This is a genomic window from Parabacteroides leei (genome assembly GCF_023369805.1).
In the GTDB taxonomy this organism is placed as follows: Bacteria; Bacteroidota; Bacteroidia; order Bacteroidales; family Tannerellaceae; genus Parabacteroides; species Parabacteroides leei.
The window spans coordinates 78995-96812 of record NZ_JAMBQG010000006.1 but is presented as its reverse complement, the minus strand read 5'-3'; the positions used below and the strand labels follow the sequence as shown (position 1 = coordinate 96812).

The 17818-nt window shown below is 44.4% G+C and carries 16 protein-coding genes; 11 read left to right on the top strand and 5 right to left on the bottom strand.

All coding sequences use genetic code 11. The features are described 5' to 3' along the window. Positions 1–4: 4 nt before the first annotated feature. Entirely contained in the window at positions 5–1627 is a 1623-nt protein-coding gene (locus M1P97_RS10685; RefSeq protein WP_249389065.1) for an efflux RND transporter periplasmic adaptor subunit, read from the top strand. A gap of 83 nt (positions 1628–1710) precedes the next feature. On the opposite strand, the gene M1P97_RS10680 is transcribed toward M1P97_RS10685, so the two are convergent. Then, complete coding sequence (locus tag M1P97_RS10680; protein ID WP_195371781.1) at positions 1711–1938, bottom strand: winged helix-turn-helix domain-containing protein; 228 nt, start codon at positions 1936–1938, stop codon at positions 1711–1713. A 355-nt stretch (positions 1939–2293) separates the two neighbouring features. Here M1P97_RS10680 and M1P97_RS10675 point away from each other — a divergent pair, with 355 nt between their 5' ends. Together M1P97_RS10675 and M1P97_RS10670 are read left to right on the top strand one after the other, a co-directional pair. Next, positions 2294–2593: a GNAT family N-acetyltransferase gene (locus tag M1P97_RS10675; protein ID WP_195375256.1), complete on the top strand. Its 300-nt coding sequence runs from the start codon at positions 2294–2296 to the stop codon at positions 2591–2593. 13 nt (positions 2594–2606) lie between these two features. Next, the gene (locus M1P97_RS10670) at positions 2607–2828 is read left to right on the top strand and encodes a (4Fe-4S)-binding protein (protein ID WP_075557227.1); all 222 of its coding nucleotides are present in this window, start codon (positions 2607–2609) and stop codon (positions 2826–2828) included. Between the two features lie 81 nt (positions 2829–2909). On the opposite strand, the gene M1P97_RS10665 is transcribed toward M1P97_RS10670, so the two are convergent. Beyond that, positions 2910–3545 carry a hypothetical protein gene (locus M1P97_RS10665; RefSeq protein ID WP_249389064.1) on the bottom strand — a complete coding sequence of 212 codons (636 nt, stop codon included), beginning with the start codon at positions 3543–3545 and terminating at the stop codon, positions 2910–2912. A 178-nt stretch (positions 3546–3723) separates the two neighbouring features. Between M1P97_RS10665 and M1P97_RS10660 the strand changes: the two genes are divergently transcribed. Further along, positions 3724–4932 carry a DUF4861 domain-containing protein gene (locus tag M1P97_RS10660; protein WP_249389063.1) on the top strand — a complete coding sequence of 403 codons (1209 nt, stop codon included), beginning with the start codon at positions 3724–3726 and terminating at the stop codon, positions 4930–4932. 647 nt (positions 4933–5579) lie between these two features. Here the strand turns inward: M1P97_RS10660 and M1P97_RS10655 are convergent. The 3 genes from M1P97_RS10655 to M1P97_RS10645 are packed head-to-tail and all read right to left on the bottom strand — an operon-like array spanning position 5580 to position 8005. Continuing rightward, entirely contained in the window at positions 5580–5933 is a 354-nt protein-coding gene (locus M1P97_RS10655; RefSeq protein ID WP_195375253.1) for an MGMT family protein, read from the bottom strand. Positions 5934–5944: 11 nt separating this feature from the next. Further along, a complete protein-coding gene (locus M1P97_RS10650; RefSeq protein ID WP_195375252.1) occupies positions 5945–6805 on the bottom strand; it encodes a DUF6599 family protein in 861 nt (286 codons plus the stop codon). 12 nt (positions 6806–6817) lie between these two features. Continuing rightward, on the bottom strand, positions 6818–8005 hold the full coding sequence (locus M1P97_RS10645; RefSeq protein ID WP_195375251.1) for an aldo/keto reductase: 1188 nt from the start codon (positions 8003–8005) through the stop codon (positions 6818–6820). Positions 8006–8160: 155 nt separating this feature from the next. Between M1P97_RS10645 and M1P97_RS10640 the strand changes: the two genes are divergently transcribed. The 7 genes from M1P97_RS10640 to mfd all read left to right on the top strand — a co-directional run bounded on the left by M1P97_RS10640 (position 8161) and on the right by mfd (position 17806). Further along, the gene (locus M1P97_RS10640) at positions 8161–9435 is read left to right on the top strand and encodes a carboxypeptidase-like regulatory domain-containing protein (protein WP_195375250.1); all 1275 of its coding nucleotides are present in this window, start codon (positions 8161–8163) and stop codon (positions 9433–9435) included. A gap of 53 nt (positions 9436–9488) precedes the next feature. Beyond that, positions 9489–10040 (top strand): RNA polymerase sigma-70 factor, encoded by a 552-nt coding sequence (locus M1P97_RS10635; protein ID WP_195375249.1) that lies wholly within the window; start codon positions 9489–9491, stop codon positions 10038–10040. Continuing rightward, the gene (locus M1P97_RS10630; RefSeq protein ID WP_195375248.1) at positions 10037–10885 is read left to right on the top strand and encodes a FecR family protein; all 849 of its coding nucleotides are present in this window, start codon (positions 10037–10039) and stop codon (positions 10883–10885) included. Before M1P97_RS10635 ends, M1P97_RS10630 begins: the two co-directional genes overlap by 4 nt. After that, positions 10875–12419 (top strand): STN and carboxypeptidase regulatory-like domain-containing protein, encoded by a 1545-nt coding sequence (locus M1P97_RS10625; RefSeq protein WP_195375247.1) that lies wholly within the window; start codon positions 10875–10877, stop codon positions 12417–12419. Before M1P97_RS10630 ends, M1P97_RS10625 begins: the two co-directional genes overlap by 11 nt. Before the next feature lie 494 nt (positions 12420–12913). Next, positions 12914–13246: a 6-carboxytetrahydropterin synthase QueD gene (gene queD / locus M1P97_RS10620; protein WP_249389062.1), complete on the top strand. Its 333-nt coding sequence runs from the start codon at positions 12914–12916 to the stop codon at positions 13244–13246. Then, a complete protein-coding gene (locus tag M1P97_RS10615) occupies positions 13233–13778 on the top strand; it encodes a 7-carboxy-7-deazaguanine synthase QueE (RefSeq protein WP_249389061.1) in 546 nt (181 codons plus the stop codon). Before queD ends, M1P97_RS10615 begins: the two co-directional genes overlap by 14 nt. 680 nt (positions 13779–14458) lie before the next feature. Next, on the top strand, positions 14459–17806 hold the full coding sequence (gene mfd, locus M1P97_RS10610; RefSeq protein ID WP_249389060.1) for a transcription-repair coupling factor: 3348 nt from the start codon (positions 14459–14461) through the stop codon (positions 17804–17806). Positions 17807–17818: the final 12 nt, after the last annotated feature.

Genomic DNA, 17818 nt, shown 5'->3' with positions numbered 1-17818 from the left:
TCGTATGAAAAAGATAAAAGAATGGATCAAGACAAAGCAAGTTCAATATATAATATTCGCACTTGCAGGATTATTAGTCGGCTGGTTATTATTCAGCCCCTCCTCCACCCCGCAGACTGACAGCAGCCATCACGATCATTCCCATGACAGCATAGCCGGGCATTCCCATAGCCACGATCTGCAACAGGATGAAAACGGGGTCTGGACCTGTTCCATGCATCCTCAGATCCGACAGGATAAACCGGGTAAATGTCCTATCTGCGGCATGGACCTGATACCTGTACGCAAAAGCGGTAACAATAACGAAAACATCGATCCTTCGTCTATTCAGTTATCGGAAGAAGCTATGGCGCTGGCCGATGTACAAACATCGCGTGTCAGTAAAGAAAATCCGGTAAAACAAGTACGTCTCTATGGCAAAATAGCACCGGACGAACGGAGTCTTCAATCGCAGACAGCTCATGTAGGAGGCCGCATCGAAAACCTTGCCGTCGATTTTACAGGAGAAACCGTACGTAGCGGCCAGACACTTGCCACCTTATACTCGCCGGAACTATTTACAGCCCAGCAGGAATTACTGGAAGCTATAAAAATGCAACAACCGGCATTGATCCAGGCGGCCAAAGAAAAACTGCAACTCTGGAAAATGACCGATGCACAAATTACAGCCATCGAGCAATCGGATACTACTTCCCCGTTAGTAGAAATCAAATCAAACACCAGCGGTATCGTCATATCGAAAAAGGTCAGCCAGGGAGATTATGTATCACAAGGAGCTATCCTATTCGATGTAGCCAACCTTTCCAAGGTATGGGCTATGTTCGATGCTTACGAAGTCGACCTGCCTTTTTTAAGTAAAGGCGACCCGGTGGAATTCACCTTGCAGGCTCTTCCCGGCAAAGTATACAAAGGCAAGATCGCATTTATCGACCCCATTGTAAACGTTGCCAGCCGTACTTCCCGGGTACGTGTCGAGGTATCCAACCCCCAGATGGAACTAAAACCGGAAATGTATGCGACAGCTACTGTCAATGCAGCTTTAAAAGGATACAAAGACCAGATCGTCGTTCCACAGACAGCCGTACTTTGGACCGGAAAACGCGCAATAGTATATGTCAAACAGCCGGACATCTCCACACCCACTTTCCGGATGCGGGAAGTAGAATTGGGTCCGTCGTTAGGCAATGCTTATGTCATACTGAAAGGATTATCCGATGGAGAAGAAATTGTGACAAACGGGGTCTTTTCAATCGATGCCAGTGCCCAGCTGGAAGGAAAACCTTCTATGATGAACAATGACGGAAACGCTGCACAACCGATGACCGGGCACGCCGGACATTCTATGCAAGCCTCCAATGTACAAAGCGAACATGCCATGTTCGGAGTAAAAGGTGCCTGCGATATGTGTAAACAACGTATCGAAGATACAGCCAAGAGTATTAAAGGAGTCTCGTCCGCCATGTGGGACAAAGATGCCCAGATGGTACATTTACAGTTTGACCCTAAACAAACATCTGTCGATGCCATAGCCAAAGCCATTGCTGCAGCCGGGCACGACAATGACAAGTACAAGGCAGACCAAAATGTTTACGACAAGCTTCCGGCCTGCTGTCATTACCGGAAATAGGAACACAGACAGGCGCAACAAAAAAAGGGCTACAACTTATTTGTATCCCTTTATTCGTTGCGCCTAAAATATCAGTTCCCTGTTTAATAATACGTTTCTGTCAGTGGAATATTTATTTCAACAAACAGCATATCGCCACCCTCGTTCCGGAAACGTATTTTGTTTTCCCGGGCTAACCAACCTAAAGCAAGAAAAATTACAGACTCCCTGCAATGAGTCATTTCTCCAATCTTTCTGATGGACATGTTGCCCCTTTCTGCAAGCAAACGCCAGATCTTACCGGCATCTGAACCAACGTCATTCTTATTCATAACACTCCATTTTTGATATGTGACCTAAAACTAACAATTAAAAATAAAACAGAGGTGTTCCATTTTACTTCCTTATTAGTCAATTATACCATTATTCATCAATTATTCCCTCTTTGATAACAAAATGACTTTGTTTTACTATTATAAAACAGATCACAAACAATAAAAGTTTCACCAAACAGCATATATTCATATTAATTCGTAAGAATAAACGAATTATAACTTACAATCAGAAACAGGCTCCTAACATCATCTCGTTATCAGGGACTTGGCCAAAGAAAATCGAAAATATCCCAAACAAAGCTTCTCCATAAAATGTTTGAAATATAACAGAACATTAATAAAAGAGTATAAAATGGACGATTACGAATTAATTGATAACAGGGAGGATCATCAATACGAGTTTCATATTGGCAAACTGATTCCAAAGATCGAGTATATCAAAAATAAAACGGGAGAAATCTATCTCACACATACGGAGGTTCCGGTCCAACTGGAAGGAAAAGGTGTTGGGAGCCAACTGGTCGAAAAAGTACTGAAGGATATCGAAAAGCAGGAGTTACGCCTGGTGCCGCTATGTCCTTTTGTAGCAGGATATATTAAAAAGCATCCGGACTGGCGACATATAGTTATGAAAGGTATTAATGTAGGATAAAGCGATATAGAGTATGGGAAAGAAAATTGAATATTCAAATGGCGAGCTGACCATTATCTGGCAGCCCGAATTGTGTAAGCATGCAGGTATTTGTGTAAAAACATTACCACAGGTATACAACCCCAAGGAAAGACCCTGGATAAAAATTGAAAATGCAACTACGGAGGAACTGATCGCACAGATCAACAAATGTCCGTCGGGAGCACTTAGTTACAGGCTTAATAAAAAAGAATAGCAATAACTTAATTTCAGACTCCCGCCGAATTTGTTTACATACCGGCGGGAGTTTTTTATTATCTGAAAAAAAACACGGCTGTCAGGGCATCGAATTATAATAACGCCATGTATCATCCCGTTTACGATTCCGACGCTTGTTTCTTTCCTTTTTAGAGAAAACCCATTTCAGTATGTCGTCCAAGGAGAAATAAAGTTTCACCGATCCGCCTACCGTACCACGTTTCTGCCCATCTTTCACCACATCCGATGAATAGAGATTCCTCCCTCCTGCCGCTGCCGTCACCGGAAGCTTTCCGATCTGTATTTCTTTTTTATCAATAAAACGTGCGGGAGGCGGTGTATAGGCTTCTTTGTTTATTTTCATACCGGTATCCAACTCTATTACATACAGGCGAAAAACGCTCGGAGGCATCGATTTATAATCCAGATTTTTATGTATGCTGTCCGTATCCGCCCGCAGATATTCGGAAAAGTCTTTCAGGATAGGCAACTCCGCCGGTGCTTCCAGTATTTGCTGCCCGGGTTCATCTTCCAGATGAATGAACGTACCGCTACGGATCGCTTTCTGAAATTCCGGATTGATACGGATCGTATCTTTTCCTGACAGAATACCCGACAACCACACTGAGTCCTCTTCACTCCACTCCTGCGCATACAACCGGACATAGGGGACTCCCATCAACATCAGAATAAGTAAACATTGCTTCAACATCATATAATAGAAACGATAAAAAGAACAGTATACTGCATGACCGGAAGCATCATCGAACAGAAATTATTTTGTTTACCATAAATCAGCTTTGTAAACTTGCCGAATATTCCTACTTTTACTGCCGGTTTCATTCTAAGATTACCTGTAACGAAATATTTATGAACTAACACTATAATATTGTATGAAAAAGATTATTTCCCTATTTCTGGCTGCCAGCGCTTTTGCCTGTACACAGGAAAAGAGCGTGGACATCACAGTTACAAACCCCTCTTCCATTGCCCGTTCAAACGAAATCACAGAGATTTCAATGGAGGCAGTAGCTAAGTTGAATGGTGAATCTTTCATCATCTCCGACAACAACGGTACGCAGATCCCTTACCAGATCACCTATGACAATAAAATTATTTTCCCCGTTGATGTGAACGCAAACAGCAACGTTACTTATCAAATCAAACCGGGCACACCAGACAAGCCAGCCATTGTAGCTTGCGGTAAGTTCTATCCGGAACGTGTGGATGATATTGCCTGGGAAAACGACCGTATCGCTTTCCGTACCTATGGTCCGGCTTTACAGGCTACCGGCGAACAGGCTTTCGGATATGATATCTGGGTAAAATGTGTATCGGAGCCAGTAGTCGACATGCGTTACAAGACAGAGTTGAATCCGGAGTCGAGAGCCAAAATCGCCGAGTTGCGAAAGACAGACAAGAAGGCGGCGCAGGAATTGGCAAACTCCATCTCTTATCACATCGATCATGGCAACGGACTGGATTACTACAAGGTAGGCCCGACATTGGGTGCAGGTACTTCCGCCCTTTTGGCTAACGACTCTATTGTTTATCCGTACTGCTATAAAGAGTATGAGATCCTGGATAACGGCCCATTGCGCTTCACTGTTAAGCTGGTTTATAATCCGCTGACTGTAAAAGGGAATGACAATGTTATCGAAACGCGCATACTTTCCCTGGATGCCGGTTCACAGATGAATAAAATAGCACTTTCGTTTGCCAACCTGAACGAACCGACCCCGTTGGTAACCGGTATCGTTCTACATGAACCGAGCACAGATTATCAGGCTGACGCAGCCAATGGTTATATCGCTTATGCAGACCCGGAAGATGCTACAAACGGACAAATCTTCGTTGGCGCTGTATTCCCGGAAAAGCTCAGTGATGCAAAAGCGGTCAACTTCTCCGATGCTGAAAAGAAACAACGCGGAGCAGACGGCCACGTACTGGCATATACGACTTATGCACCGGGAAGCGAATATACATATTACACCGGAGCCGGATGGAGTAAATGGGGTTTCCGGAACTCTGCCGAATGGTTTAAGTATGTGCAGGAATTTGCCCAGAAGGTTAAGCAACCGTTGCAAGTAACTGTTAAGTAAGTTTTTCAGGAATTTGCATTCAGATCATTCATATTGGCATTTATCCACTAATATTCAAACAGTTACAAATGAACCCACCTTTCAGATTGCATTCATATACTGAAGGTAATCAGAAAGGTGGGTTCATAGTTTAAAACACTAAATATCAGCTTCATAAAAACAGGATGAAGGCGCTATCATAAACTATCGACCTGTTTGAGATAATGCATCGCAAAAAAAGGGATTAAAAACGATCAGATGCCTGCTGTTTTCCGATAGTACACTACATCTTTTGCTCAAATATGGCTCTTATTTTCAGGAAAACTACTTATCTTTCTACTTGAGATCCCCTTTTCAGGCCTTTTTACACCCGGGTTTGAACGATGCTGAGACCCGGATCCCAGTACCCTTCACACACGGGTCTCAGAAAAGAAAAGTCCCTACTTTGCTGAAAATAAGTCACATACCCAGTCGGCTTTGTCTGGCTGTTTTATGATAGTATGATGGTTAAAAATGGAACTATCACACGAACCATCATAGTCTGTAAGCATTGGATTTCAATACGCAAAAAGTCAAAAATGATAGTATGACAGTTCTATTGGACAATATTCGTTCATGTAGAAGTTCAATTCCTCCTATATTCGATCGCGAAGCCTAACTGTCACTTGTCAACTGAAACAGGAGGTAATCTCCTTCATCGGATCCCAGAACACATGCTTCCAATCCTTGATACGATTATTCTCCACCATAACACCTTCTTCTGCCAGCTTCTCTTGCATCTCAGTCGGAGTGCCGAAAGCATCTTTGCCGGATAAAATCCCCTGGCTGTTTACTACCCGGTAAGCAGGGATACCCGTTTCCTCACTATTGCAATTACCTAACACAGTCCCGACCATCCGCGACATATTCGGGTAACCGATGGAACGGGCTATTGCCCCATAACTGGTGGCACGCCCGTACGGAACCGTTTTTACCATCTGGTAGACAGCCTGTATAAAGTCTGCCTTATCAAAGTTTGACATTTACAAAATCATTAAAGTTTTCCCGCCACTTCATTCAATAGTTTATCCCCGCCGGTTATCGTATCTCCATTCTCATTGAAGAGACCGATCAGGTAACGTCCTTTCCAGATAGACGGGATATCTCCGTTATACCGGTCTTTTATAAGCAGTTCACCCTCTTTCAATTCCTGTGACTGCTTGGTGAAAGCCATATATTGCGTCAATACCTCTTTTACTCCTTCCGCACTACCTCCATCCAGTATAAATAACTGGAAACTTTGTCCGTTGCATTCGTATTTTGCAGTGTAAACGGCACGCAGAAACTCATGACCGATAAAATTGGAAGTTATATAACTGTCTGAATAAGGCACTTTACCTTCTTTCGGAAACAAACGGACTGCCAACGGATAAGCGGCATTCGGATCTATCTTTTCAGCCAATCCCTTTCCTATCGTCTGCAATTCTCCGGATACATCCCCGGCGGAATTACTCCATATCTTTAAATACATATTCCCGGCAAAGAAATACAGATTGGTCTTATCCCCTTGCGCTTCTCCTCCTATCGGAAGGTATGCGAGATCGGACGAACGCTCTGAAGAATACATGCCGAATGCATCTTCCGGTGTTGCATGCCGGTAGGCCTGTATAGTAATATAATCAGCCCCCTTCTTATACTCCATCGAAGTCATTTCCCTGAAATTATTCTCGATAAAAAGCGGAGCTGCCCCATTGATCCGGTCAAACAAATTATCGGGATTGAAGACTTCCACCTCTTCCGATATGGTCCAGCCATCCACTGCCGGCAACCACGATTTCAACTCGTCAGATGTCTGGGCATTTAACGGATAAAAAGGTAAAAGAAACAAGAGCAATAAATAATTAATGTATCTCATATGTCGGTATTATTAAGTCAGAAATTCATTCGGCACCTGCATAACCGGTGTGATAGCGGCAATCTTTGCCGATACATCGAAACCGGACGGACAAGTCACCTGACAGGTCTCACAGTTGGAACAGATATCCGGTGAAAGCTCCAACTCCGCCAGTGTCTCTTTCGACATTCTTGAATATTTATAGCCATAGGCATACATATAAGCCCGCATAATATCAGGAATAGGAAGATGTTCGGGACATTGCGTTCGGCACTTTCCGCATTGCTGACAATACAACATTTCCTGTCCGCAGAGGGAAGCCAGATATTCCTGTTCGCCGGAAGTCAGTTCGGGATTGCGGGCGGCCGCCAGACATTCCTCCAGTTCGTCGTAATTGGAAAAACCGGGGATGGCAGTCGTTATATGTTCATTCTTCCAGGCCCATTTCAGACAGGCCTCGGCATTAATCTTCTTTTTACCTGCGGCATCTTCGGTTCCTCCGGTCATGGTCTTCATCGCAACAAGTCCGATCCCGGCTTTGGCGGCACGGGCTATCGCGTCTTCCGTTTCTTTCAGGTTAGAGAGCTTGAAATTATAACTCAGCAGGATCACATCATACACTCCGGTTTCGACAGCGGCATCCAGCAGTTCCGGCTTACCGGCATGTGCAGAAAATCCGATGAAACGGGTTTTTCCTTCTTCCTTAAATTTCTTCAGGACGGCAATCACACGTTCGTCTTTCACCTCTTCCACCTTATCCAGTGCATGTGTGTAGAACAGGTCTACATGATCCATGTTCAGGCGTTGCAGACTGAGATCCATCAGTTTTCCATACGTTTCTTCGAAATCTTCTTTCAGGGGATAATCGAACTTCCCTTTTGTTGCAATAAAGAAACTGTCGCGAGCTTTGCCGGTAAAGAACTTCCCCAGCATCTCTTCATTCTTTCCATTCTGGTAGCCATGAGCCGTATCGAAATGGAATATGCCGGAATTGTAGGCCGCCCTTACCACATTCGGATTATCGGCACGCATCACTCCCATACTCAGGATAGGAAGTTTTACACCCGTCCTGCCAAGCGTACGGACAGGGATTTCACTCTCATTACCGGATAACAGACCGGTACGGGCAGCGGCCGCAGCACCCGGAACAACTATGGCACTAACACCCGCAGTGGCTGAAAGCCTGAAAAAATCTCTTCGATTAACACGTTTGGTTTTCATAGGATATATAATTATGTGTGTGTGTATTTATCCGCCTGTGCCTCACAAATATAGAAAGATTTATCAAAATAATTCGTTTTTTCCATAGGGTATTTACTTCCTGAACGATCTTAGTAATACAAACGAGTAATATTCACCTTTAAAACAATATAGAAATGAAAACGCAGTATAGACAATCCGTCCGGTTTTTGCTGATCATATTATTAGTGGCAGGGATGAGTCCGCTACAGGCACAAGAGTTGGAACGCGACGATGCCAACGCCGAATACATCACCGTAAGCGGAGTCGTTAAAGACAAGCAAAACAAGAAACGGCTGGAATATGTAAATATCTCCATCCCGGGCAGTAACTCAGGTACCATCACCAACGAGGAAGGGGAATTCTCTTTCAAGATCAAAGATGCTTCTCATGTAAAGGCGGTAGAAGTATCGCATATCGGATACTATAATAATAAAGTAGAAGTCAACGGCAATAATATCTCCGACCTGACCGTCTGGATGACTCCTTACGAGAACATGCTCGACGAGATTATTATCCATGCCAGCGACCCTCGTCTCATCGTAGAGCAAGCGATCCGGAAGATCCCGGCAAATTACAGCAAAAAAACGAATATGCTGACCGGTTTCTATCGTGAAACGGCCCAAAAGGGAAAAAGATACATCAACATATCGGAAGCAGTGATCGATGTCTACAAAACCCCGTATAACGAGTCGGCAGACCGCGACCGGGTACAGATATATAAAGGTCGTAAGCTGTTGAGCCAGAAAAAAAGCGACACACTGGCCGTTAAGTTGCTCGGTGGTCCAAACATGTCGATCTATGTCGATATTGTGAAGAATCCGGATGTAATGCTCGACCTGGAATGCCTGCCTTATTATACTTTCAAAATGGAAGAATCAACCAATATCGATAACCGTCCGCAGTATGTAATCAGTTTCCAGCCCCAGGTCATCATGCCGTATGCCCTGTATTACGGAAAACTCTACATCGACAAGGAACGACTCTCATTTACCCGTGCAGAATTCAACCTGAGTATGGACGACCGCAACAAAGCGACCCAGGCCATCCTCAAAAAGAAACCGTTTGGATTACGTTTCCGCCCGCTTGAAGTGGCCTACCTGGTTACTTATAAAGAAAGGAATGGTGTAACTTATCTGAACTATGTACGCAACGGGGTACGATTTAAATGTGACTGGAAACGTAAACTGTTCTCAACCAACTACACCATCATTTCGGAAATGGTCGTGACAGATGGTAGAGAGGACAACGTAGGCGGTATCCCGTTCAAGATGGCATTTAAAGAATCACAGTCGCTGTCCGACAAAGTGGAAAACTTTATGGACGAAGATTTCTGGGGTGCTTACAATATCATCGAACCTACGGAATCGCTGGACAGTGCTGTAAACAAATTAAAAAAGCAACAGAAATAAATTTCAATATCTTTTCGTACATTTGAAGGACTCTAATTATTAAGATCCACGGCATGCTGAACGATTTATTCGTACTTACTAAGATTAAAGAGGGGGATGTCAAAGCTTTTGAAGGTATCTTCCGGCTCTATTACTCCCCCCTTTGCCTGTATGCCGCAGGTATCACGGGTAACAGGGACGTGGCCGAAGAAATTGTTCAAGAGTTGTTTTATGTTTTCTGGAAAGAAAAAGAGAAACTGCAAGTGTTCCGCTCCATCAAAAGTTACCTGTACGGGGCAGTACGCAACCAGGCTCTCCAATACTGTGAACATCTGGAAGTACGCAACCGATACCGCGATAACGTACTTTCGGGAGATCAGGAAAGTAAATCTTCCGACCCACAGGATCAGCTGGAATACAAAGAGTTGGAAACGCTGATAAACAACACACTCAAGAGGCTGCCGGAACGTCGGCTTCGCATCTTCCGGATGCACCGCTTCGAGGGAAAGAAATATGCAGAGATAGCCTCTACCCTCTCCCTGTCGGTCAAAACAGTGGAAGCCGAAATGACAAAGGCACTTCAGATGCTCAGAAAAGAAATTGAGAATTATACACAAACAGTATGACTCGGAAAGAAAAGAACAACAGAAAAACGGACCAGGCATGGACAACACTTTACAATCGCCTGGAGAAGGACGGTCTGATCACCCAAGCGGAGACACCTCGTCCGTCGCTTCGTCTGACTGCATTCAAATGGACAGCAGCGGCTGTCATATTATTTTGCACATATTTATCAATAAACTATTTCAATCAGACAGAAAAGGTTATCGACCGTAACCTGCTTACCCGGCAAAATAAAGAAACAATAACGCTGGCCACCACACTTGAAGATGGTTCCATCGTATATCTGGCAGGGAACGCAGCGATCCATTACCCGGAACATTTCCAGCCGGATAAAAGAGAAATATCCCTGCAAGGGAATGCTCTTTTCGATATAGCAGGAAACCGTACCCGGCCTTTCCTGATCGAAACGGAAGATACACGTATCGAAGTACTCGGAACAGCTTTTAATGTGAAAAGCGACGGCTCGCAACCTTTCGAACTCTCCGTACAGCGGGGAATGGTGAAGGTGACGCTGAAAAAGAGCGGGCAGGATGTATATGTAAAAACCGGTGAAACGGCAACCCTCTCTTCACGTAAGCTTCAGGTAAGCCAAACGAAAAACCCGGAACAATTCTCCGAGATAACACAGCAAATACGTTTCAAAGACGAACGACTGGCCGACATCCTCCGTATTATCAACCTCAACACGGGGGATATACGTTTGCAGGCCATACCTGCTTTAGAAAGCCGGACACTCACCGTTACTTTCTCCAACAATTCGCCGGAGAGCATAGCGGAACTGATCTGCGCAGCCTTGAACCTGAAATATACACGTGATAAGAATGTATTTACGCTGCATGAGAACTAACCTCTACTTCCTCATCGGACTGCTATTAGTCGTAGCAGTTCCTTTGCAGGCGGACGATAACGATATTCTCGATCGTGTCATTCACCTTTCCAAAAACAAGGAAACGATTTACCATCTGTTGGGAGAAGTATCCGAACAATCCGGTTACCTTTTCATCTACGACAGTAAAATTATCAACAATGAACAGATAGTCAAAATACCAGGCGGGAAATATTCCGTCAGGGAAGCTATCTACCTGATCACAGGCAATAAAGAACTAGGGCTCCGGGTGATAGGAAATCACATACTGATCTCCCCCCCCATAAAAACGACTCCGACAGAAGCAGAACCGGTTCTTCCGGACAGTATTCGTTATTTCACACTGGAAGGTCTGCTGCGCGACAAATATACGAACGAGCCTATCCCCTTCGCCACTGTCGGTATCAGTGAGGAGGCAATCGGAAGCATCACCAACCAGGGAGGAGAATTCAGGCTCCGTCTGCCGGACTCTTTACGCCAATCCCAAATCTCTTTTTCTCATTTAGGTTATCAGCCGCTCGAAATGTCAGCATCGTTGCTGGCAGAGCGTTACAGTATGCTTACCCTGGAGCCCAAAGTCATTTCACTGCAGGAAGTAGTGGTCCGCATCGCGAACCCTCTACGATTATTACGCGAAATGCAGGATAAAAAGGAGGAAAACTATTCGCAACAACCGGTCTATATGACCTCGTTCTACCGGGAAGGGATCGAACGGAAAAATAAGTTCGTCAGCCTGACAGAAGGCATTTTTAAAATTTATAAAACGGCTTATACGAACCGTCCCGGGACCGATCAGTTAAAACTTTTAAAGATGCGGCGTATCTCCAGCAACCAGGATAAAGACACGGTAATTGCTAAAATGAAATCAGGACTCAATGCCAGTCTTATGCTGGATGTAATGAAGGATATGCCTGATTTCCTGATGCCTGAAAGCGAGATAAACTATCCTTATGTCTTTGCCCATTCAGATATAACGGTCATAGACAACCGGATGGCCAACGTGATCTCTTTCGAACAACGCGACTTTATCACTTTGCCGCTCTACAAAGGAAACTTATATATCGATGCAGAGAACAGTGCACTACTTCGTGCCGAATTCGAACTGCATCCCAAATACGTGAAAGAGGCTGCCGGCATGCTGGTTGAAAAGAAGAGCCGAAACTTGAAAATCATACCCCAAAAGGTTATTTACACCGTTACTTACAAACCCTGGAACGGAACTTATTATATTAATCATGTAAGGGGCGACCTGCATTTCAAAATAAAACGAAAGAAGCAGATCTTCGGTAGCACGCCCCTACACGTCTGGTTCGAAATGGTTATATGTAAAACAGATACTGTTAATGTTAACCGTTTTACACGAAAAGAAACATTATCGACCCGAACCGTCTTTTCTGAAACAAAATTTAGCTATGATGAAGGTTTTTGGGGAAACTTTAATGTCATTCCACCGGAAGAAAAACTGAATGAAGCAATAGGTAAAATATCGTCGAAGATAGAAGAAACAGGTTACTAAGGGCTTAAAAATCATAAAGAGGGCCTTTTCTCAAAGGCCCTCTTTATAGGTTTTTAATAGGTATTAGTCTTTAAGGCAAAAAGATTGTTTAGGTTATCTGCATGCAAAGATGCGGGATTTTATATTACTGGGCAAATTAAAAAAGATATTATAAAACATATTTTTAAGATTATCGAAACTTATTTGCAGCTTCTTCTATTTTTTAACATTTTCTCCCGTCACTTAAATATTGGTTTACCAGCACAAATGCACACATATTTTATCGAATAGCAAGCAAAATAACGCAAGTATTTTTACTTATTGCTACTTTATATCTATTTTCCTTCTCGCAAAGAAAGGGAGTTAACATTCTAATACTTGCAAATATACAAATGTTTTTTTAATAAATACGATAGGTAGGGAGCTGATGATTGCATCTGTATTTTGTGTATTTTTGTACCCGTATCAAGGTGACATCAGGTACAGAGTATAAACGTTTAAATTATCTTTTTCCCATGTATACCGTAATTAAGCGAATGGAGGTATCAGCAGCACATAGCCTGAAACTTTCCTATTCCAGCAAATGTGAGAACCTGCATGGTCACAACTGGATCATCACAGTTTATTGTCGCTCGAAAGAATTGAACGCCGATGGTATGGTAATCGATTTCAGCCATATCAAAGAAATTATCAAGAGCAAGCTCGATCATCAAAATCTAAACGAAGTTCTCCCCTTTAACCCGACGGCAGAGAACATTGCACGGTGGATCTGTGACCAGTTACCCACCTGCTACAAAGTAGAAATAAAAGAATCAGAATCAAACACAGCGATCTATGAGAAAGATTAATGAGATTTTTTACAGCCTGCAAGGCGAAGGTTATCACACAGGAAAGGCGGCAATCTTTATCCGTTTTTCAGGATGTAACCTAAAGTGTGGTTTTTGCGATACAGAACATGAGGAAGGGACATTGATGTCTGATGAAGAAATCATCAAGGCTATCTCTGTCTATCCGTCCAACCTGGTCGTTCTGACCGGTGGAGAACCTTCTTTATGGATCGATGAAGAGTTCATCGACCTGCTCCACCAAGCAGGTAAATACGTATGTATAGAGACCAACGGAACCCGGAAACTACCAGAAAATATCGACTGGGTAACCTGTTCACCCAAAGAAGGAGCACCAATCTGCATTGACAAGATGGATGAAGTAAAGGTAGTCTATCTGGGCCAGGATCTATCGGCCTACATCGACCTGCCGGCAAAACATCATTACATACAACCTTGTTCATGTAGAAATACGGCAGAGATAGTAAAATACATTTTGCAACATCCGGAATGGCAACTTAGTTTACAAACCCATAAGTTGATCGATATACCTTGATCGGTTACATATATAAAAGGGTATTCTAATGTAGAAAAAGGTGAAGCCTTTTTCTATTAATAATGAATAATTAATAATGAATAATTGGGCTTCGCGCTCGGATGTAGAAGGATATGAGCTATCAAGTATAGAAATAATTGAGCTATTATAGCAAGATATGAGCTTATGTGCCCACCGGCTAACTGTCCTTAATAAGGCAGGCTTAGTTACAGGTTTATTTGCCGTCAGTTTTAACTGACGGATCCGTAAATGATCTATTTCTCTGGACTTTAGTCCCATTTTAAACAGTCTCTTTATTTACAGAGAAATGTGGCTAAAGCCAAAGAAGGAGAAACAACTTGTAATCCGTCAGCTAAAGCAGACGGCAAATGAACCTGTAATGGCGGAGTCTCTTTGATAAGGGGATAGCTTCAATGATAGCTCATATCTGACAATAACTAAAACATTCACTTTTGATAAATTTATTACAATCATGGCAAGACCTATTTTTTGACGGGATAATCGAAGAAGGGAAAGAGCTGTTGAAAGCCGCCTAGAATAAAATTACAATTTATTCCAATCCCCAACTAAGAGGCGAAGGTTGATATTTTCATTGATTTAACGAATATGATTACAACATTTTCCGTATTTTTGCGCTTACATAATTTTCAATTATCAACTATCAATTTTCAATCAGTCTATTGGAGGTACAAGAATTACTTAAGATATTTGGCGCCCACCCACAGATAACCGCTTTAGATGCCCTTTTGAACGATAATACGTCAAACAATATATTCCTCAAAGGGTTAAACGGATCGGGCGCAGCAATGACAATCGCTTCTCTTTTTTTAAAAAGAAGGGGAAGCTATGTGTGCATACTTAACGACCAGGAAGAAGCCGGCTACTTTTATCACGACCTGGTACAGCTGACCGGAAGCAACGATATTTACTTTTTCCCTTCCGCTTACCGGCGGGCAATCAAATACGGACATGTCGATCCGGCAAATGAGATCCTGCGCACCGAAGTGCTCAGTGTCCTGCAAGACCCGGAAGCACCGTTCGTTATCGTCTCCTACCCCGACGCACTGGCTGAAAAGGTTATATCGCGCGACGAACTGAAAAAGAACACACTAAAGATCAGCGTCGGCGAGAAGCTGGACAACATGTTTGTTTCCGATGTTCTCGACGAGTATGGTTTCGAGCAGGTCGATTATGTATACGAACCCGGACAATACGCCCTCCGCGGGAGTATCCTCGACGTGTTCTCTTTCTCGTACGAGTTTCCCTACCGTATCGACTTCTTCGGAAAAGAGGTGGAAACGATCCGTACATTCGATGTGGAAACGCAGCTATCCAAAGAGAAACTGGAAAGTATCTATATCGTTCCGGAAATGAACAAGAGCAACCGTACCAATACCCTGCTGCTCGACTCGCTGCCGGCCCAAACGATCCTGGCGACTAAAGACCTGGCCTGGACAAAGGAACGGATCGACAGCCTTTGGAACGAAGAGCCGGTGGTAGGAGACGAAGAGTCGTTTGCCGACATCAATATGATGCGTGCCAAACTGGTGACAGGGAAGGATTTCCTTCGGGCAGCATTAAACTTCCGCCGGATGCATTTCGGGGTACGACCCACAGGCGTTGCCGATGCAACACTGTCTTTCAATACACAGGCACAGCCTATCTATCATAAGAATTTCGATATGGTAAGCAGTTCTTTCCAGAGTTATCTGGAGAACGGCTATACATTATATATATTAAGCGACGTAGAAAAGCAGGCTACCCGCATCCGGGCCATCTTCGAAGACCGGGGAGAGAATATCCCCTTCATGCCGGTCAACAAGACCATACACGAAGGTTTTGCCGACGAGACCCTGCGCATCTGTCTTTTCACCGACCACCAACTCTTCGACCGTTTCCATAAATTCAACCTGAAAAGTGAAAAGGCACGAAGCGGGAAGCTCACACTGTCGCTCAAGGAACTGAACCAGTTCAGCACAGGCGATTACATCGTACATATCGATCACGGCGTCGGACAGTTCGGCGGACTGGTGCGCACCGAAGTGAACGGCAAGATACAGGAAGCGATCAAACTGATCTACCAGAATAACGATATTATCTTTGTCAGCATCCATTCGCTTCACAAACTCTCCAAATATAAAGGGAAAGACAGCGGTGAAGCTCCCAAACTGAACAAACTGGGAACGGGAGCCTGGGAAAAGATGAAGGAGAAAACGAAGAAAAAGGTCAAAGATATTGCCCGCGACCTTATCATCCTCTACTCCCAGCGCAAACAGGAAAAAGGTTTCTCCTACTCGCCCGACAGTTTCATGCAGCACGAACTGGAAGCAAGCTTCATCTATGAAGATACACCCGATCAGATGAAAGCGACGGCCGATGTAAAGGAAGATATGGAAAACTCACGCCCGATGGACCGTCTGATCTGCGGTGATGTGGGCTTCGGAAAGACCGAGGTAGCTATCCGAGCTGCTTTCAAAGCGGTTTCCGACAATAAACAGGTAGCTGTGTTAGTGCCGACTACGGTACTGGCTTTCCAGCATTTCCAGACTTTCTCTGAACGCCTGAAAGATTTCCCCTGCCGGATCGATTATATCAGCCGGGCCCGGACATCGGCACAAATCAAAGCGACATTGAATGATGTGGCGGATGGAAAAGTGAATATACTGATCGGCACACACCGTATCGTCAGCAAAGATGTGAAGTTCAAAGACCTGGGACTGCTGGTCATCGACGAAGAGCAGAAGTTCGGTGTCTCCGTCAAAGAAAAGCTTCGCCAGATGAAGGTGAATGTGGACACATTGACCATGACGGCTACGCCTATTCCGCGAACGTTGCAGTTCTCACTGATGGGTGCACGCGACCTGAGCAGCATTACGACTCCGCCGCCCAACCGTTATCCGGTACAAACGGAAGTGGAACGTTTTAACCCGGACATTATCCGCGAGGCGATCAATTTCGAAATGAGCCGTAACGGACAGGTGTTCTTTATCAACAACCGCATTCAGAACATTTACGAAATAGAACAGCTTGTACGCCGGGAAGTCCCCGATGCCCGCATAGCTGTCGGCCACGGACAGATGGAGCCGGATAAACTGGAAAAGATCATCCTCGACTTCGTGAACTACGAATACGATGTACTGATCGCCACCAGTATCGTGGAAAGCGGCATCGACGTTCCGAATGCCAACACCATAATTATCAATAATGCACAGCAGTTCGGTTTGTCCGATCTGCACCAGTTGCGCGGACGTGTGGGACGAAGCAACCGCAAAGCCTTCTGTTACCTGCTCTCCCCTCCTCTCTCTTCGCTGACTCAGGAAGCACGTCGCCGCCTGCAAGCTATCGAGAACTTTTCCGAGCTGGGAAGCGGTATCCATATCGCCATGCAAGACCTCGATATACGCGGTGCCGGAAATATGCTGGGAGCCGAACAAAGCGGTTTCATTGCCGACCTCGGTTACGAGACATACCAGAAGATTCTGGAAGAAGCAGTAGACGAACTGAAGAGCGACGAGTTCGCCGATCTCTATGCCGACACAGACGACGGCAAACGGGATTCGGGCAGCGAATATATCCGCGAGACATATATCGAAAGTGATCTGGAACTGATGTTCCCTCCTACCTATATCCCTAACGACTCGGAGCGTATCTCGCTCTATCGCGAACTGGATAAGATGGAAGAGGAACGTGATATCCTTGCCTTTACCGAACGCCTGAAAGACCGTTTCGGTAAAATACCGAAAGAAGGAAAAGAATTGATCCGTATCGTACGCCTTCGCCGTATAGCCAGGAAACTGGGTATGGAGAAACTGGTCCTGAAAAAAGGACAGATGAGTATCTTCCTGGTTGCTAACCAGGACAGCCCGTATTACCAGAGCGAAGCATTCGATAAATTACTGGCATTCATACAGAAACATCCCCGCGAATGTATGATCCGGGATGTGAACGGTAAGCGCAGTATCGTAGTAAAGAATGTCAGTACAGTAGAAACCGCCTGCGCACTGCTTGAAGAAATTGAGAAATCCTAAAACAAAGATGTC

Bases quoted from the DNA above. Each gene is read 5' to 3' on its own strand.
- M1P97_RS10685 (WP_249389065.1), top strand. From the start codon at position 5: ATGAAAAAGATAAAAGAATGGATCAAGACAAAGCAAGTTCAATATATA.
- M1P97_RS10680 (WP_195371781.1), bottom strand. From the start codon at position 1,938: ATGAATAAGAATGACGTTGGTTCAGATGCCGGTAAGATCTGGCGTTTG.
- M1P97_RS10675 (WP_195375256.1), top strand. From the start codon at position 2,294: ATGGACGATTACGAATTAATTGATAACAGGGAGGATCATCAATACGAG.
- M1P97_RS10670 (WP_075557227.1), top strand. From the start codon at position 2,607: ATGGGAAAGAAAATTGAATATTCAAATGGCGAGCTGACCATTATCTGG.
- M1P97_RS10665 (WP_249389064.1), bottom strand. From the start codon at position 3,545: ATGATGTTGAAGCAATGTTTACTTATTCTGATGTTGATGGGAGTCCCC.
- M1P97_RS10660 (WP_249389063.1), top strand. From the start codon at position 3,724: ATGAAAAAGATTATTTCCCTATTTCTGGCTGCCAGCGCTTTTGCCTGT.
- M1P97_RS10655 (WP_195375253.1), bottom strand. From the start codon at position 5,933: ATGTCAAACTTTGATAAGGCAGACTTTATACAGGCTGTCTACCAGATG.
- M1P97_RS10650 (WP_195375252.1), bottom strand. From the start codon at position 6,805: ATGAGATACATTAATTATTTATTGCTCTTGTTTCTTTTACCTTTTTAT.
- M1P97_RS10645 (WP_195375251.1), bottom strand. From the start codon at position 8,005: ATGAAAACCAAACGTGTTAATCGAAGAGATTTTTTCAGGCTTTCAGCC.
- M1P97_RS10640 (WP_195375250.1), top strand. From the start codon at position 8,161: ATGAAAACGCAGTATAGACAATCCGTCCGGTTTTTGCTGATCATATTA.
- M1P97_RS10635 (WP_195375249.1), top strand. From the start codon at position 9,489: ATGCTGAACGATTTATTCGTACTTACTAAGATTAAAGAGGGGGATGTC.
- M1P97_RS10630 (WP_195375248.1), top strand. From the start codon at position 10,037: ATGACTCGGAAAGAAAAGAACAACAGAAAAACGGACCAGGCATGGACA.
- M1P97_RS10625 (WP_195375247.1), top strand. From the start codon at position 10,875: ATGAGAACTAACCTCTACTTCCTCATCGGACTGCTATTAGTCGTAGCA.
- queD (WP_249389062.1), top strand. From the start codon at position 12,914: ATGTATACCGTAATTAAGCGAATGGAGGTATCAGCAGCACATAGCCTG.
- M1P97_RS10615 (WP_249389061.1), top strand. From the start codon at position 13,233: ATGAGAAAGATTAATGAGATTTTTTACAGCCTGCAAGGCGAAGGTTAT.